Origin of the sequence: Pseudoalteromonas sp. OOF1S-7, assembly GCF_022347765.1 — a bacterium.
Lineage (GTDB): Bacteria > Pseudomonadota > Gammaproteobacteria > Enterobacterales > Alteromonadaceae > Pseudoalteromonas.
The window spans coordinates 91,635-108,050 of sequence record NZ_JAKRFZ010000016.1 but is presented as its reverse complement, the minus strand read 5'-3'; the positions used below and the strand labels follow the sequence as shown (position 1 = coordinate 108,050).

The 16,416-nt window shown below is 47.2% G+C and carries 13 protein-coding genes; 7 read left to right on the top strand and 6 right to left on the bottom strand.

The window, feature by feature from the left end:
• Window positions 1-385 precede the first annotated feature (385 nt).
• Window positions 386-925 (bottom strand): hypothetical protein, encoded by a 540-nt coding sequence (locus MHN33_RS19275; protein ID WP_239400432.1) that lies wholly within the window; start codon window positions 923-925, stop codon window positions 386-388.
• Between the two features lie 153 nt (window positions 926-1,078).
• Between MHN33_RS19275 and MHN33_RS19270 the strand changes: the two genes are divergently transcribed.
• The 3 genes from MHN33_RS19270 (at window position 1,079) to MHN33_RS19260 (ending at window position 4,680) form a co-directional block, all read left to right on the top strand.
• Window positions 1,079-2,050 carry a transposase gene (locus MHN33_RS19270; RefSeq protein WP_239400430.1) on the top strand — a complete coding sequence of 324 codons (972 nt, stop codon included), beginning with the start codon at window positions 1,079-1,081 and terminating at the stop codon, window positions 2,048-2,050.
• An 852-nt stretch (window positions 2,051-2,902) separates the two neighbouring features.
• Complete coding sequence (locus MHN33_RS19265) at window positions 2,903-3,820, top strand: triacylglycerol lipase (protein WP_239400428.1); 918 nt, start codon at window positions 2,903-2,905, stop codon at window positions 3,818-3,820.
• Entirely contained in the window at window positions 3,817-4,680 is an 864-nt protein-coding gene (locus MHN33_RS19260) for a lipase chaperone (RefSeq protein ID WP_239400426.1), read from the top strand. The genes MHN33_RS19265 and MHN33_RS19260 overlap by 4 nt, the downstream gene beginning before the upstream one ends.
• Before the next feature lie 8 nt (window positions 4,681-4,688).
• Here MHN33_RS19260 and MHN33_RS19255 read toward each other — a convergent pair whose 3' ends face one another.
• Window positions 4,689-5,075 carry a DUF393 domain-containing protein gene (locus MHN33_RS19255; RefSeq protein ID WP_239400424.1) on the bottom strand — a complete coding sequence of 129 codons (387 nt, stop codon included), beginning with the start codon at window positions 5,073-5,075 and terminating at the stop codon, window positions 4,689-4,691.
• Between the two features lie 589 nt (window positions 5,076-5,664).
• Here MHN33_RS19255 and MHN33_RS19250 point away from each other — a divergent pair.
• Window positions 5,665-7,293 carry a methyl-accepting chemotaxis protein gene (locus MHN33_RS19250; protein ID WP_239400422.1) on the top strand — a complete coding sequence of 543 codons (1,629 nt, stop codon included), beginning with the start codon at window positions 5,665-5,667 and terminating at the stop codon, window positions 7,291-7,293.
• A 395-nt stretch (window positions 7,294-7,688) separates the two neighbouring features.
• Window positions 7,689-8,876: a GTP-binding protein gene (locus MHN33_RS19245; RefSeq protein ID WP_239400420.1), complete on the top strand. Its 1,188-nt coding sequence runs from the start codon at window positions 7,689-7,691 to the stop codon at window positions 8,874-8,876.
• A 53-nt stretch (window positions 8,877-8,929) separates the two neighbouring features.
• On the opposite strand, the gene katG is transcribed toward MHN33_RS19245, so the two are convergent.
• Complete coding sequence (katG, locus tag MHN33_RS19240; protein WP_239400418.1) at window positions 8,930-11,245, bottom strand: catalase/peroxidase HPI; 2,316 nt, start codon at window positions 11,243-11,245, stop codon at window positions 8,930-8,932.
• Between the two features lie 582 nt (window positions 11,246-11,827).
• Here katG and MHN33_RS19235 point away from each other — a divergent pair.
• The gene (locus MHN33_RS19235) at window positions 11,828-12,280 is read left to right on the top strand and encodes a nuclear transport factor 2 family protein (protein ID WP_239400416.1); all 453 of its coding nucleotides are present in this window, start codon (window positions 11,828-11,830) and stop codon (window positions 12,278-12,280) included.
• 373 nt (window positions 12,281-12,653) lie between these two features.
• Here the strand turns inward: MHN33_RS19235 and MHN33_RS19230 are convergent, their stop codons facing one another.
• The 3 genes from MHN33_RS19230 to MHN33_RS19220 are packed head-to-tail and all read right to left on the bottom strand — an operon-like array spanning window position 12,654 to window position 15,824.
• Window positions 12,654-14,168 carry a polyamine aminopropyltransferase gene (locus MHN33_RS19230; RefSeq protein ID WP_239400414.1) on the bottom strand — a complete coding sequence of 505 codons (1,515 nt, stop codon included), beginning with the start codon at window positions 14,166-14,168 and terminating at the stop codon, window positions 12,654-12,656.
• Window positions 14,169-14,987, bottom strand: coding sequence for a hypothetical protein (locus MHN33_RS19225; protein WP_239400412.1), 819 nt, complete (start codon window positions 14,985-14,987; stop codon window positions 14,169-14,171).
• Window positions 14,988-14,999: 12 nt separating this feature from the next.
• The gene (locus tag MHN33_RS19220) at window positions 15,000-15,824 is read right to left on the bottom strand and encodes a DUF350 domain-containing protein (RefSeq protein ID WP_239400410.1); all 825 of its coding nucleotides are present in this window, start codon (window positions 15,822-15,824) and stop codon (window positions 15,000-15,002) included.
• A gap of 157 nt (window positions 15,825-15,981) precedes the next feature.
• On the opposite strand from MHN33_RS19220, the gene MHN33_RS19215 reads away from it, so the two are divergent.
• Window positions 15,982-16,410 (top strand): hypothetical protein, encoded by a 429-nt coding sequence (locus MHN33_RS19215; RefSeq protein ID WP_239400408.1) that lies wholly within the window; start codon window positions 15,982-15,984, stop codon window positions 16,408-16,410.
• The last annotated feature ends 6 nt before the right edge of the window (window positions 16,411-16,416 follow it).

Sequence of the window (16,416 nt, the reverse complement as noted above, 5' to 3'; positions counted from 1 at the left end):
ACGTTTTTAGCCAAGTCGATGGATAATGTGCTAACTTGATTCATGATGGATGCTCCTGTTAACTGTAAATATCACTCTCAGTTTGGCGCATTGACGCCGATTTAGGAGCGTCCATCTCAATCACCCAATCTAAAGCCCCAGGCACCCGCCGGGGCTTGTCTGTTTCTGGTCATATGTCACCGATTTTTTGGTCGCATCGGTTTGACCAGCGTGGTCGTTTCCATCGACCTCGTGGTCCGCAGGGAGTGTGATATACAATTGTATATATCGCTTGATAGGACCAGGTAAGTCAGAGTTGTATGACCACAAAGTCGATTTGTCATGACCTGCTTTATCAGCACATACGACCAGGTTAGAAACATTAATATAACAAGCTTAGATGAGGCTATAAGGTTATTCGATGACCGGGTGTTCGAAACTTATTTAGGTGCTCTGTTACTACGTTTAGTTCTGGACAATTGTTTCTATTACTGCGATCAAAACGAGTCATCTCAATCTCTATATGATGGACTTTTTCTGTATTACGTCTGATGAAGTCTATAAATAGGCCAGACTCTTTCATCGTTGAGTTGATAATACCAATCTCTCTGGCTCGATTAACCATAATATTGAAACTGGCGCTTAAAAGTGCAGCGACATCAGGGGACAGCGCTAACTTTGAAGGGAAGACGGCTAACACTTCCGGATCCAGCTCTTCTTTTCTATAAATGTGCTGACCTAAATATTTCCAAATGCTGTATGAAAATAAGTGAAATGGATATACGCTACATAATGTATAGTAAGACTGTATTAAAGCAGGTTCAATATTCTCATAGTAGCGAGCATAACTCTGGTTGCTAAACTCTTTTGCCAGCACGACCAAAAACGCGAAGCTCTCAATACTATATTGCCGCTCTATGGGTGGGATTTCATTTGATCTGGGCAAGCGCCTTTTTTCTCCTGAGGTATCTTGTGTATCGAAAACATGTTTCTAAAAGTTACATGACAAAAGTTACATGGACAGCCACCTAAAATTTGGCGTGCAGACTGTACGCCGTCTACCTTTAGGTAATACTCAATGGATTGAGGGTGACAAATTATGCCAATGGCAAGGAAGAGACAGGTCAGCTTATCAGACACTAAGTACTACCACTGCATATCCCGGTGTGTTCGCCGGGCATTTCTGTGCGGCAAAGACCGTGTAACGGGCAAGTCTTATGAACATCGTCGAGATTGGGTTGAAGAAAAATTGCTGACCCTTGCGAAGGTGTTTTGCATCGATGTGTGTGGCTATGCAGTTATGAGCAATCATGCGCATATTGTGTTGTATGTGGATGATAAGAAAGCACAAAGGATATCAGACAGAGCAATAGTTCTTCGCTGGCATAAGTTGTTTAAGGGCAACTGGTTGACGCACAAATTCATTAGTGGTGATGAGCTGAGCGCATCCGAGCATAGTATGCTGGCAGCTGATATAGCTGAATTCAGATCCCGTCTTGCGAGCATCAGCTGGTTTATGCGGGTGCTTAATGAAGACATTGCCCGCAGAGCCAATAAAGAAGATGGTTGCACAGGTCGATTTTGGGAAGGAAGATTCAAGTCACAGGCTTTATTGGATGAAGCGGCACTGGCAGCGTGCCTGGCTTATGTTGACCTGAACCCAGTCAGAGCCCAAATGGCAGATACACCGGAAACGTCAGACTACACCAGCATTAAAAAGCGTATTGAGCATGCACAGCAAGGTAAGCAACCCAAAAGCTTACTGCGTTTTGCTGGTAATCCAGGACAGCACAGGCCTAAAGGACTGCCGTTTGAGCTGACTTATTATATTCAACTGGTTGAGTTAACAGGCCTATGCATGCGTGCAGATAAGCGGGGTTATATCAGCGATAGTCAGCCACTGCTGACACGATTGCAAATAGAGCCAGACAACTGGCTCAAACTGACTATGCAGTTTACAAAGGTCTTTCATGGTGCAGTGGGGCGAAAGCAAGCGATGACAGATTACTGTGGACATCTTCATAAAAGGCGACGAGCCAACTTGACTCAGTGCGAGCGGTTGCTGGGCTAACACCTTTCTTTTTGTGCCATTTCGATTTATCCAGGCTCAGGCTTGGGTGCGAACTCGTATTGTCCGAATCTGATTATTCTTCAGTATTTCATAGTTAAACTTACAAGTTCCACTATTGGAAGCTTATAGAAAGCGTAACATTCAATAGCCTTGCATTGTGGCTTTGAACATGCCCACAATAGATGTGTGAATTTACTGGTGGGTGTCACTTAAAACTCCCCCTTAAAAACTCCCTTAAAAAACTCGACTACCGCGTATTGTCAGCCATTACCGGGCGGACAACGGTGGCTGTTATAGGAATACAGGGAGACTCCCTCCCTAAACTGGTAATGAGATGATTGATAAAATATTGGGTTTTGCTCTTTTGTTCATGTTTCTAGGCTCTTTCATAAGTGTACTGGGAAACATACTGGCTACTTTGATGAACCCTGTTGAATTAAAAGCAACTGCCTGGCAGAGGTTGGGGGTTTCTCTGGTGGTCCTCGGAGTGACGCTTATAATTGCTTATCAGTCTGGTTATCTCATTGATAAGTACGAATGGCACAATTAGGGATCAAGCTGAGAGGTGATATCTAACCAAATCAAAATCATCCAATTTTTACGTAATTACACTAACTCCCAGGTCAATTGCTAAGGCTAAAATCATACCTTTCAATCAGAAATTTATAAATCCAAGTAGTTCTCTTTTAAATCATGGTGTTAAATTTAAACTTATTGATTTATGGCCCCTGGAATGCCTGCCTTTTTCCTTCTAAAAGTAAGTTTTTGTCTGTTTTTTGTTCCATGAGGCTTGACCTCTTACCACTTTGGTCTAGCCTTTTTTTGCTAAATTGTAATTTTTGGAGCAAGTAAATGAAAAAAATAACACTCACTGTTTTATTCAGTATTATGTCACTCTTTGCACAACTGGCGCACAGTAGTGATGAACTGGAATATCCTGTCGTGCTGGTTCATGGCCTGTTTGGCTTCGACAATCTGCTGGGCGTGGACTATTTCTATCGCGTGCCTTCTGTTATCCGCCAAGAGGGCGGCGACGTCTATGTTGCTGAGGTGTCGTCTGCACACAACTCTGAGCTGCGAGGCGAGCAGCTGCTTGAGCAGGTGGCACTGATCCGAGCCCTCACAGGTAAAGATAAAGTGAATCTGATTGGTCATAGCCAGGGGGCGCAAACCATTCGTTATGTGGCGTCGGTCAAACCTCAATGGGTGGCATCGGTGACCAGCATTGGGGGCGTTAACTGGGGCAGTCGCTTTGCTGATGTGGTGCGCGGTGGTGTCGATCAGGGGTCGTTCTCAGAGCAGTTTTTAGTGTCACTGGGTAACGGCTTAGCGGGGCTGATTGATCTGTTATCTGGTAAGCCCACAGCACCTAAAGATGCGCTTGAAGCGCTGAGTGCGCTGACCACAGAAGGCACCCTTGCGTTTAATCAAAAATATCCTGAAGGCGTACCACAGCAGTATTGTGCTCAGGGCGATATGTTGGCCGACAACGGCGTTTACTACTTCTCATGGAGCGGCAGCCGGGCGTGGACCAATCTGTTAGACCCAGCGGATAACGCACTCCTGTTGTTCTCTGGCGTATTTGACGAAGCCAATGACGGCCTGGTATCGGCTTGTTCCAGCAACCTGGGTTATGTGATTGGTAACGACTTTAAGATGAATCATTTGGATCAGGTTAATCAGACCATCGGCGTTCACCATTTGTTCGAGACCGATCCGCTCACGATTTACCGTCAGCATATTCGTCGTCTGAAAGGTCTGAATCTATGAGGTACAGGCGTCTGCTTTCACTCAGTGGTATCGGGCTCTGTGCCTGGCTTTGGTATCTGGCTGGTCAGCCAGATACCAAAGATCCTAGGGATATCGCAGCGGCTAATGAGCGTCCCGTGACAGAGGCGCCACTCATGATTGAACAGCAACCTCATGCCGCGATGCCAACACAGACTGCGCATTGCGGCGCAATTGTCAAAGCCCATAAGCATCAGCTTGATGACTGGATCTTCGCTTTGCAAAGCGAGCAGCTGGAGCAAAGCTGGGCTCAATATACGCATCGTTTAACGCTGTGTTTGCAGGGGTTGGCGCATGACTACATGAACTATAAACAGGCGCTGACAAAAGTAGAAAACACGCTGACGGTTCACGAGCGTTTTGAGGCACTGCAAACGCTTCAGGGTCAATACTTTTCTGCTGAGGTGATCGCTGCCTGGTTTGCGGATGAGAACCGCTGGAATGCACAGACACTGGAGCGCTGGCAAATCCTGTCTGACCAATCGCTCAGCGAGCAGGCGCGGGGCGAATTAATTGACGCACACATCAGCCAGCTCCCACGGGAGGAGCGTGAGACCATAGAGGCAACGCAAACCCTGATCACGTTAAAACAAAGCTGGCAGACTATGAACTACAACCAGCTCAGTGCCAGATATGGGGATGAAGCCGCAGAGCGCCTGATGCACGCAAAAAATACACAAACACGTTGGGCACAAAGGGTGGCGGACTATAAACAGCAACGCGATGCGATCCTTGCCCATGATTCAGACTCGACAAGTCAGGCCAAAATAGCCGCGCTTGAGCAGACACTGTTTTCCGTAAATGAACAAAAGCGCCTGGCAGTACTATTGGGTAATCATTAACGTTGCACTTATTTTCGGCACACACCGCTGTCGCAACGTGACTTACCGGTCAGCCAGTAAGAAATGCGATAGCGGTTTTTGGCAAACAATAAGTAAAACTTATCAGCGATGGGCTTAATGACGGGCCACCTCAGTGGTGCATACAACCAACCCATTCCCACTAATCGCCACGCCTGATGTGTAACATCCAGACCCAGCAACAGGTTACCTGTGGCATCCAGCGCGTGCAAAACTGTGTTTGCCTTGTCAGGGTCAATGCCGGGGTAGCGGGCAAATTCGTCGCTGAAAATATCGACCGTTTTAATGCGCTGTGCTTTATCTCGTTTGGTCAGCGCGGTCATTTCCTTTACGCACAAAGGACAGGTGCCATCATAAAATATGGTGAGTTCGCTCATTCGGTCATCCGGTTGTTTTTAACACAATACGCACTGACAAAATAATAAGATCATTGCCCGCTCATGTCTGCATATTATTTCATGGTGTTGTTCTCATCAGGGTACCGCATACCCATCAAGTTGTATGCCAGCACAAAATGAGCACTGCGGACGAGAAAGTTGCACAGAACACCTCGCAAAAGGCAAATTGTAACTATGCCCAACCTTTGTTATCTAAGAGTATAAAAGATGATCTCTTGATTTTTTTCATCTATCTTCAGTGTTATTTCACATCCTAATCAATAACATAAGCCCAAACCATTAATAATTATTGTATTCAGCCAGGGGCTGCCTTTAATTATAATATTCGATTACTTAGTGAATCGTTGTGTGAAAAATATACCCAGGCTAATCCCTATTCAGGCGTTAGGCTGCGACTTTATTGTGTACAAATATGCTGCATGGTTATGCCATTTTTACACATAAAACCGCTGGTATTTTGCACTTTTTTTCAGGTTAAAAACAGCTGTCAGAGATACATAGCTTTACTATCTCTGGCGGTTTTTTATTCGTCTGGATTATTGTTAAATTAGGGAGTTTTTCAAAGAGCATGGCAATAAAAGATTTATCCATCACCAAACAAATTGGTTTGAGCTTTTTTTCGGTATTTTTTGTTTTCTTCGCAGTGAGTCTGCTGACCTATAACGGACTGAGAGGGATCAGCGATGATCTTGATTCAATCGTACAAACCAGTATTCCTTCGGTAGAAATCGTCAAGGACTTAAAGATAGAGCTTACCACCATACGTAAAGATGAGTTTGGTGCCACCATGAACCCGGACCACCCCGAAATGAGCGAATGGCTGAGCATTCTGAGCGATTTACGCGCCGGGGTAAATCGTAAAATTGCGCTGTACAGTCAGCTTAATGTAAGCGTAAAGGAGCGACGCCAGTTCGAGGCGTTTGAGTCTGCCTGGCGAAAATATGCGACGGCAACGTCTGACTTTAACGCGCTGGTGCGCAGTGGCGAGGTGAACCGTGCTAATGAGACGGTGTTAAACAGCTACCCAGTCTTTGCTATGGCGATGGACGAGCTAAGTGAGCTGGAGAAAATCAACAGTGACAATGTGGGTCATGCTGAGTCATCAGCCATCGGGGCTGTTAAAACTGTGATCACGGCCATTATCATTTGTACTTTGGTATGTGCCGTTATGATTGCGCTGATCTGTGTTGTGCTCAGTGGGGCCATCAGACGTCCTTTAGAAGAAGCCATGAACCTGGCCGGCAGCATTGCAAATGGCGATTTAAGTACCCGCATTGATATTGACTCGGCAGGCAGCAACGAACTGGGCTCTTTGCTGGAGTCACTGGAAAAGATGCGTCAGCAGTTAAATGGCCTTGTTGTGAAAATTAATGACAGCGCTATCTTGCTCTCTTCTGCGGTTGAAGAAGTGAATATGATTTCGGCACAAAACGCCAAAGGCATGGAAAACCAACAAAACGAATTGCAGTCTGTTGCCTCTGCTATGACCCAGATGCAGGCAGCCGTGTCTGAGGTGGCACAAAGCACCGAAATGGGCGCAGAGTCTGCTAATCAGGCCCATATGAAATCGCGCGAGGGGAGTACGGCACTAACAAGCAGCATGTCGCATATTTCAGCCGTGGCAGAAACCGTAACGCATGCGGGCGAGCTGGCGGTTAACCTTGAAAAGAACGCGCAGAATATCAATGTGGTGGTCGACGTGATCCGTGAAATTGCCGAGCAAACGAACCTGCTGGCGCTAAATGCTGCCATTGAAGCCGCCCGTGCCGGTGCGCAGGGCCGTGGCTTTGCCGTGGTGGCTGACGAAGTGCGCTCGCTGGCACGCCGTACTCAGGAATCAACCACACAAATCGTTGAAATTGTCAGTGATCTGCAACAAAAGTCCAAAGAGACGGGGGAAGCCACACGCACCTGTCAGACCGGGATCGATGTGTGCGTGGCGCAAACCGAGACGGTTAGCCAAACCATTAGCCAGATTGAGCAGGAGATCGACAGCATTGCAGCAATGAGTACGCAGATAGCGGCAGCCTGTAATGAGCAGTCAGTGGTGTCTGAGGAGCTTAATCGCAATATTGAGAACATTAATTTCGCCGGTGTTGAGATGACACAGGGAGCCAATCAAATCTCCCATGCCTGTCATGATATCAGTGAGCTGGCTCACAGCCTCAAATCCAGTGTCGAGCAGTTTAAGTTGTAATACCAGCTTCACTTAATACGTGTTCAATTTGAAGGAGCAAATATGACGCTAACGGCGTTAAAAATTTCTTATTTAGAGTAACTAAATAGCAAAATTTTTGCCTTGTTATGGACCCTATTTTCTCGCCTCAAATCGGAACTCTTAATCAAGCAAATTGGTATACTGCTTTACTAATGCCGGGGAGTTAAAAGTGTAAATCCCCGGCTGCACATCATCCCCGCGAAGAAATCGCCGAAAACGGGCTGGGCTCTTCGCCTATCTGGGCAGCGCTGTCCTCATCATATACTGTTGTCAGTCCTGCAAACCAGCCAGTGTAATACTGTGTCATTGATAATAAAGTAAAACGCCTCTCATAATGAAAGCGACTTTGGCTTAAAGTTGTAAAGGAATCGACAATGACAGACAATGATGAAAACAACAGAACATACATCTATGTTGGTACAATCGGCGCTAAAGGGCATGGTAAGACGACCTTAACCGCCGCGATAACGCATGTGTTAGCAAAAGAGCACTTATCAGCACCGCAGAGCTTCGCCTCAATCGACGATGCGTCTGAGTACACCACAAATGCAGGTGTAACTTACCGCAGCTCAATGGTCGATTATGTTTCAAAATCGTACGTTTACTTTCATTCAGACTGCCCCGATTATATGGACTACGCTAAAGGGCTGATCACAGGTCATTTGAGGATGGGCACCGCCATCCTTGTGGTCAGCATTGATGTCGGCTTTAATCGCGAAACGGATGAATATCTCACACTGCTGCGCTCGATGGGTATTAGTAATGTCATTGTTTATATTAATAAAGTCGACTTGATACACGACGAAGCGTTTATCAGAGAGATGGCGTCTTTCATCACAGAGCAGCTAGAAGAGGCAGGGTATGACAGAGCTTTGAGCCCGGTGATCGTGGGCTCGGCTAAAAAAGCGCTTGAAGGAGACCCCAAATGGGAAGACAGCATCAAAGCGTTAGTCCAGGCAATGGAAGACTATGTTATTCCGCCTGTGCCTCTGAAGGATCAGCCCTTTGTGATGCCTGTTGAAGATATCTTTATAGTAAGTTGGCGCGATACACCACTTGCGCGCAGCAGAATAACAAGTGGCACGCTCTATAAAAACGACAAGCTGGAACTTGTGGGTATTCGGGATACTCAGCACCCAACGTGCTCCAGTATTGAGGTCGAGAGATTTCTTAAAGACAGCGCACAGGCCACAGAATTGGCTGCTGTAGGCTTAAAAGGGATCGATAGAAGGGATATCGAAGAAGGTATGGTGCTCGGTAAAAACGGGTCAATTAAGCCATATACACGTTTTGAAGCCACTATCTATTACCTGACTAAAGAAGAAGGCGGAAGAAATAGCACTTTATACACGAAGTTTGAAGGTGACTTTCACATGCACTTTATTGATGTACCAGGCAAGGCCACTTTTCCAAATGACATTAGCATGGCTTTGCCCGGCGATCAGATTGATATCGAAGTTAAATTAAGCAAACCGATGGCGATACGAGCGGGCGTTCGTTTCGAGATCCGTCAGGAGGGCCAGATCATTGCTGTTGGGAGTGTGATATATCCCATAGACTGAGCCTAACAAAAAAGCCAGCGCCTGCGATTGCAGGCGCTGGGATCCGGATGCGATTACAATTGATGACGCAAGTCAAAACGGTCCAGCTGCATCACTTTGTGCCAGGCTTTAACAAAGTCCTCTGCAAACTTTTGCTGGGCGTTGTCATAGGCATAGACTTCGGCCACGGCGCGCAGCTCTGAGTTTGAGCCAAAGATCAAATCCACACTGGTGGCCGTAAAGCGCTTTTTACCTGTACTGCGGTCAATGCTTTCGTATAAACCTGCCTGACTGGTTTTTTGCCACTTATGAGACATGCTCAGCAGATTGACGAAAAAGTCGTTGCTGAGCGTGCCCACTTTATCGGTAAATACACCGTGCTGAGAGTCCATGGCATTGGCACCCAGTACACGTAAACCACCCAGCAGCACCGTCATTTCTGGCACAGTCAGATTAAGCTGATCGGCTTTATCAACCAACATTTCGGTTGGTGAGCGGTAGCTGGCATTCACGTCAAAGTAGTTTCTGAACGCATCCGCTTTTGGCTCAAGCAGTGCGAATGATTCCACATCGGTTTGTGCCTGAGTTGCGTCGGTGCGCCCTGGGGTAAAGGGCACAGACACCGTAATACCGGCATTTTTGGCTGCCTGTTCAACTGCGGCTGCACCTGCCAGTACAATCACATCGGCCATAGAGACTTGCTTAGTGCCACCGGCTGCGCGGTTAAAGCGCGCCTGTACAGCTTGCAACTGATTTAAAACTGACGATAGCTCATCCGGGTTGTTAACTGGCCAGTCTTTTTGTGGTGCCAGCATAATGCGGGCACCGTTGGCACCCCCGCGCATATCCGAGGCGCGGAAACTGGCGGCAGACGCCCAGGCCGTGCGGATCAGCGCCGGTACGCTGATCCCGGTTTTCAGAATATCCAGCTTAATGGCTTTGGCATCGGCTTCGCTTATCAATGCATGATCTACAGCCGGAACCGGATCTTGCCAGATCAATGCTTCATCAGGTGCGGTATTACCCAGGTAGCGGGCACGCGGACCCATGTCGCGGTGCGTCAGCTTGTACCAGGCTTTAGCGAAAGCCAGACGGTATTCTTCAGGGTTGGCCAAAAAGCGCTCGGCAATTTTGCGATACTCCGGGTCGTACTTGAGTGCCAGATCTGCGGTCGTCATCACGGGTGAATTAAACTTCCCTTTGACATGCGCATCGGGTACTGAGGTGTGCAGTGCCTCATCGGTTGGGATCCATTGAATGGCACCGCCCGGGCTGCGTGTTTGCTGCCATTCAAAGTTCAGCAGGTTTTGCAGGTAAAGCGTAGTCCAGCGGGTAGGTGCCTGAGTCCAGGCGCCTTCCAGGCCACTGGTGACGGTATCTTCTGAGTGGCCTTTGCCACATGTGTTTTTCCAGCCAAGACCTTGCGCTTCAATGGCGGCACCACCGGGTTCTTTACCCACACATTTGCTGGCTTTATGCGCGCCGTGCATTTTACCAAAGGTGTGACCACCGGCGATCAGCGCCACGGTTTCCTCGTCATTCATGGCCATACGACCAAACGCCACGCGGATATTCTTGGCCGAGCCTACCGGATCGGGTTTGCCTTTAGGGCCTTCCGGATTCACATAGATTAGGCCCATGTGTGTTGCACCGAGCGGGCGTTGTAATTTGCCGTCTTTTTCTTCGCGATCGCTGGCCAGCATTTCAACCTCAGGACCCCAGTAGACTAAGTCTGGTTCCCAATCGTCCGTGCGCCCACCGGCGAAGCCATAAGTTTTAAAGCCCATGTTTTCCAGGCTAACGGTACCGGCCAGGATCATTAAATCGCCCCAGGAAATTTGCGCACCGTACTTTTGCTTAAGCGGCCACAACAGGCGCTTGGCTTTATCCAGGTTGCCATTGTCTGGCCAGCTGTTGAGGGGATCAAAGCGCATCTGACCGCCATCGCCACCACCGCGACCATCTAATGTACGATAGGTCCCCGAGCTGTGCCAGGCCAGGCGAATAAACAGCGGCCCGTAGTTGCCCCAGTCAGCGGGCCACCAGTCTTGCGACGTGGTAAGCAGTGCATTCATATCACGCTTGAGTGCCGCCATATCTAGCTGATTGAATGTCTTGGCATAATCGAAGTCTTCACCAAACGGGTTGGAGCGGCCGTCGTGGTCGCGCAGGGGAGACAGGTCAAGCTGATCCGGCCACCAGAACTGATTGGATTTGGCCACGCCCATGGGCACATTGCCGAAACCGACAGCGCCTTTCGGTTTGCTGATCTCGCTATGAGACTGACTGGCTTGCTGCAGGTCATCGGTGCTGGCACAGGCGCTGAGGCCTGTTATCGCAATACTTACCAGCGCGGCTAAGGCTGATTTTCTGAATATTTTTGTGGTCATAGTGGTTACCTTATTTTTGTGAAACACCTGCCGACCAGCCAAACCCTACCCAGTCGCCAGTGCATCTACTTAATTCTCAGCGAGTATAGGTTTTTGTTTGCAAAATTGTTAATGGGATTTTTAGATGCCTGTATTCGTAAAAATCAATGGTTGTATTTTTGGCGCAAGTGGCGGCGCTGGTTAAGGTTGTTAGATGTGCAGTGACTGGTAAGTTGAAAGGGGGACCGGCAAGCAAAAAAGACCTAAAGATGATATATCTACGCCTTTCGATTCAATGATCTTCGGTGCCTGTGAGATAAGGCAATATCTTTTTCAAAGTAACGTTAACGCCCATTGGCGTATAGTTAATGCCTTTTATCGCATATAAGCTTGAGCAGTATCGGCTTTACTGTTAGTTTTTTAAAAGCAAATAGGCTGTGATTTTTCGTTACAAATCTGACGATAGTTCGGAGAAACCAGTACGCAGCTGCTTGACAATGATTTTAAGAAAAATCGTATGACTCGAACTGAGTTATGAAACCGGCAAGTATTTATAAACGCATTAAATAAGCAATATACACTCTAGAGTAGGAATTTATAACAATGAAGTTATTTTCAATAACCATGGTGGCGTTTACTTTACTTTTCTCCTCATTTAGCCGTAGTGAAGCGGTTACTGGGGAAGAGTATCAGGCTGTCGTAGATACCGCATACATGTATTTTAATGGAGCGGCGAAGGGCGACCAGGAACTGCTGGCAAAAGCTTTTGATCAGGAGTTTGGTCACGTCAAAATGATTAGGGTAGATAGTGATACCAAAGAAGAAACAATCAGAACTGTCCCATTAAAAGAGTTCTCAGGCTATTTTAAGAATGCGACCAAGGATAAATGGGAGGCTAATATTTTATCTGTCGATATCGTGGATAATAAAATGGCTATGGTAAAGATGGATTTTCATACACCAAAAACGCACTATGTCGATTACCTGGTGATGTATAAGCGTCAAAATGCCTGGCGAATTGTGACTAAGACTTTTGTTGCTAAAAATAAATTATAGTCCAGGAATTGCCATGGATTATCTGGTTATACTATTGATCCGATTTTATCAATGTTTTATTTCTCCACATAAAGGGTTTCGGTGTGCTTATGCGGCTATTCATCGGGGGGAGAGTTGCTCAGAGTCGTGCTGACAATAGTGAAGGAGGATGGCCTGTGGGAAGGGTATCGAAAGATAAGGGCTCGGATGCATGCGTGTAAGCAGGCGTATATTACTCACCAACAATCAGACAATAAAGGCAGACGAAAAAACAAAGATAGCCGTTGCGACTACTGCGACCCGAGCGCGGGCTGTGATATTGCCAGCTGCAATGGCAGAATGAAAGGCTGTGATGCGTCAGAGCTGTCTTGCGATTGCTGGCCTTTTTAGCATGCTAGTTCCAGTATTTCCAGCCATCGAGATAGTAGTAAAGCACATGTGGTTGGTCCAGGCTGCTGACCTTGCTGTTGGTGTTATGCATATCGGCCGGAAAGGTCATTAATAAAGGTTCGATATCAGGGTTGTAAAAGCGTGTGTCGGGCAAGGCATTGTGTTGTAATTCACACGCTGCTTTACAGGCCATGACAAAACCCCAATTACCAAATGAGGGGACATCCACATGATAAGGAGTGACGGAGTGAAAGCCCACCGACGACGCCGTATTATGGATTGACCAGAACGCCTGTTTTGCAAAGTAAGGGCTGGTTGCCTGAGTTACCATAATTCCATGTGCATCAAGACGGTGCTTTGTCAGGGTATAAAACTGCTTGCTGTATAACCTGGCCAGACTAATGGTTTTAGGGTCCGGTAAATCCACCACTATCAGGTCGTATTTGTCGGGCGTATCTGTCAGATAGACAAACGCATCCTGATTGATCACCGTTACTTTGGGGTTGTGCAGCGCGTTCTGATTGAGCTGTTTGAGGTGAAAATTGTTACGTGCCAGCGCCGCCACTGCCGGGTCCAGGTCGACCAGGGTAATGGATTCAATATCAGGGTATTTGAGCAGCTCTCTGGCGGCCAGCCCGTCTCCCCCGCCTAATATCAAGACGTTGCGAGTCGCTGTTTGCCGCTGGATTGGTAAATGGATCAGTGATTCATGATAGCGGTACTCATCAATGGCAGAAAACTGCAATCCACCATTTAAATACAAACGTACATCTTCTTTGTGTTTGGTCATGACCAATTGCTGGTACCGTGACTGTTCGCTATGCACAATACGGTCTTCAAACACGGTTTCGTTCCAGTGATGATTCAGTGCTTTGCTGAAGAACATCAACCCTGCGAGTGTGAGTAACACCAGGAGCAGGAGCCACCTTAGCAGACGTGCCTGCCTGGATGGAAACTGAGCGTAAAAATACCACAGTAGAGTTAGGGCGATGGACACGTTGATCAGGCCAAACAGCAGTGACGTTTTAAACACACCAAGCCAGGGCAGCAGCGCCAATGGAAATACTAAGGTGGCGATTAATGCACCCAGATAATCAATGGACAGCACATTGGCCAGGTTCACCTTTAAGGTATAGTGTTTTTCCATTAATCGCGATAAGAGCGGGATCTCAAGACCCACGAAAATACCTATGAATGCGGTTAGCGCAACCGACATGCTCTGAAAGTGCCAGCCCTGAGCATAACAAAAGTACAACAGCGGGACTGAACTTCCACCAATCAGCGCCAGCATCAGCTCGAATACAATAAACTGCGTCAGCAGCGTGTTGTCAGTGACCCACTTAGACAGGTACGAGCCCACGCCCATAAACGCCATATAGACACCAATGGTGATGGAAAACTGCGTTACACTGTCGCCGAGAAAATAAGCGCCCGTAGTCGCTATCAGCAGCTCATAAACTATCGAGCATAACCCGGCGATAAAGATGCTAAACAGCAGGATATGGCTTTCTCTGAGCACTTACTTGCCACCCCGGCCGCTGCCACCACGATGATTGGCACCAGACAAACTTTGCTGACGAATACTGCGATCAACGGTCATGTTTGAGTGACCATAAGCATAGCTGACGTAATTAATGTTATCGTCATTTTTATACGCCCAGCTGAACAGCAGGACAAAGAACCCCAGGGAGAAACACCAGGCGTATAATGGGGCACGTGAGGGCCGGGCTTGATCGCCAAACGGGTTGTGGCCATAGGGCTTTTTGTTAAAGGTTGTCTGGCCAGATAAAGGCTCATCATTCTCATAGCGGTTGATCAGTAGTGCCAGGCAGCCAACAGCGATGATCCCCGCAATGAATTGCAGAGGAAGTAAGGTACCGGCATCTCCCCGAATGGGGACCACACGAAAGGTGTATCGGGTATTGTCCAATTTTTGGCTATAGCTGCTAGCGTCTGTCAGATACAGGTGATGTATGCCTTTTTTCGCGAGGCGAATTTCAAATGAAGCGTCAGTTTTTCTTTCGGTCCAGTGGCCTTCCGAGTCTCTGCCTGACTCAGACCACAGCTCATCCTGGTAACTAAACAGATAAGTCCCATCTGCCTGGTAGACTTCTATATCCATGGCTTTCCAGGAGTTCATTTTCATCACTCCTTTGAGTTCAAAGCGCATCATCTGGCCATCTTCAGGCACTTCGAACTGATAGGCTTTGTCCTGATTGGCATACTCTGTGCTCTTGGCAAAAGGTACCTTAGCGACAGGCTCCTCTAACAGTGTACGACTACAGAAGCATAAAATAAAAATCACCAGAGACAGGAAAAAGGTTTTAATCACACTCATAAAATATCCTTTTTACAGTGTGTAAAAAATTGCCACGGCAACCGATACGGCTACGCTCGCTTCAATTAAGGAAACCGCGGTGTTACCTTGTGCGATGGCCTTGTTAATTCTCACACCTGGCATCAGCACTAAATCAGTCAGGAAGCGCACTAAGGGCAGCAACACCAGGGCAATGGCAGCGTCGATAAAAAATAGCGTAATGCTTTGTGACCAGGTCTCTAATGTCCCGCGCAGTGCATGAAATAAGATAATACCGGTGGCAATTTTGGTTGCGGCAAAACTGACGGCCGCTGCCATATTATTGTTTTCCAGCTCATCGTGCAGGTCAAACTGTGTTAAGGCATCATATAGCCTGCTTGCGATAAGCAATACCAGCTGAGCGAGCAAATAAAATACGATGGCCGAGGCAAAACTCCCTTCTCCTTTCAAAGCCCCTGCGATGATTAATCCAGCGCTGATGTAACTGGCAAGTTGTACGATCCCAACCGGCAGATTCTGATGAGTGATAAGTTGTGTGGTGTTGCAAAACTTAGGCAGTAGCAACTTATCGTTAATCACTCGGGTTACCACCAATAACCCCAGTCCAACCAGTGAGTAAAGACTTACATTGATAAGGTCGGTCACCAGGCCTTTACTCGGCCCCTGAAGGATGGCCACATACATCATAGTGACCGCAATTAAGAAACCACTGATTGATGTTGCTAACGCCAGGTTTTTGTTCTGTTCAATTTCTGTGAAGGTGTTGTACGAAGTTGTCGCGTTGTAGAGCCATTTTGCGACAAACAGCATCACAAGAAAGAGCCCGAGATAGCTCAATTCAGCTAAAGGGAAGTCCATGTTTGTTTCCGTATTTTACCCATGAGTGTTCGAACGGGCGATTTTAGCATAGAAAAAAAACGAGTAAATTCTTTTAATATTGCGCTACTTTATGGTGGTTGTTCCCGTTTTGTGTGATGATGCATTTATGTCATATTGCCATGGCAAAGGAGTCTTGATGAATAAAATAATTGCAGTGACAGCGGCCGTATCAACTTTGATCATGCTACTGATAGGTATCACCTTTGTGTTTAGCGATGAGCGCTTTGGCAGTATTTTGTTGGCGGTGTTGCTGTTGTCAATACCACTACTTGTTGCTCATTGCATGGTATGTATTTTCTGCAGAACCCGTTTCAGGCAAGCTCACCCTGGGCTCAATAAAGTTGGCCAGTATGCATTCATTGCAACGGCGTGTGTTTATGTCTATTGGAACGCCTTGATGCTTCTTGATATCTGGCAAAAGGGCTATATGAGTGAAGCTCATGGCTACACAGGGTTGATTTTATGGCTTGGAGGGGGGCAGGCGCTCTTTGTCGGGGCAGGGATTGGCTTTCTGATCCACGTTATTGCCAACATAACCAAAAAATTCAATAACAAACAGAAGTAGCTGGGG

What these genes read in the sequence shown, in the direction of transcription:
- MHN33_RS19270 (WP_239400430.1), top strand. Translation starts at nt 1,079, where the DNA reads ATGCCAATGGCAAGGAAGAGACAGGTCAGCTTATCAGACACTAAGTAC.
- MHN33_RS19265 (WP_239400428.1), top strand. Translation starts at nt 2,903, where the DNA reads ATGAAAAAAATAACACTCACTGTTTTATTCAGTATTATGTCACTCTTT.
- MHN33_RS19260 (WP_239400426.1), top strand. Translation starts at nt 3,817, where the DNA reads ATGAGGTACAGGCGTCTGCTTTCACTCAGTGGTATCGGGCTCTGTGCC.
- MHN33_RS19255 (WP_239400424.1), bottom strand. Translation starts at nt 5,075, where the DNA reads ATGAGCGAACTCACCATATTTTATGATGGCACCTGTCCTTTGTGCGTA.
- MHN33_RS19250 (WP_239400422.1), top strand. Translation starts at nt 5,665, where the DNA reads ATGGCAATAAAAGATTTATCCATCACCAAACAAATTGGTTTGAGCTTT.
- MHN33_RS19245 (WP_239400420.1), top strand. Translation starts at nt 7,689, where the DNA reads ATGACAGACAATGATGAAAACAACAGAACATACATCTATGTTGGTACA.
- katG (WP_239400418.1), bottom strand. Translation starts at nt 11,245, where the DNA reads ATGACCACAAAAATATTCAGAAAATCAGCCTTAGCCGCGCTGGTAAGT.
- MHN33_RS19235 (WP_239400416.1), top strand. Translation starts at nt 11,828, where the DNA reads ATGAAGTTATTTTCAATAACCATGGTGGCGTTTACTTTACTTTTCTCC.
- MHN33_RS19225 (WP_239400412.1), bottom strand. Translation starts at nt 14,987, where the DNA reads ATGAGTGTGATTAAAACCTTTTTCCTGTCTCTGGTGATTTTTATTTTA.
- MHN33_RS19220 (WP_239400410.1), bottom strand. Translation starts at nt 15,824, where the DNA reads ATGGACTTCCCTTTAGCTGAATTGAGCTATCTCGGGCTCTTTCTTGTG.
- MHN33_RS19215 (WP_239400408.1), top strand. Translation starts at nt 15,982, where the DNA reads ATGAATAAAATAATTGCAGTGACAGCGGCCGTATCAACTTTGATCATG.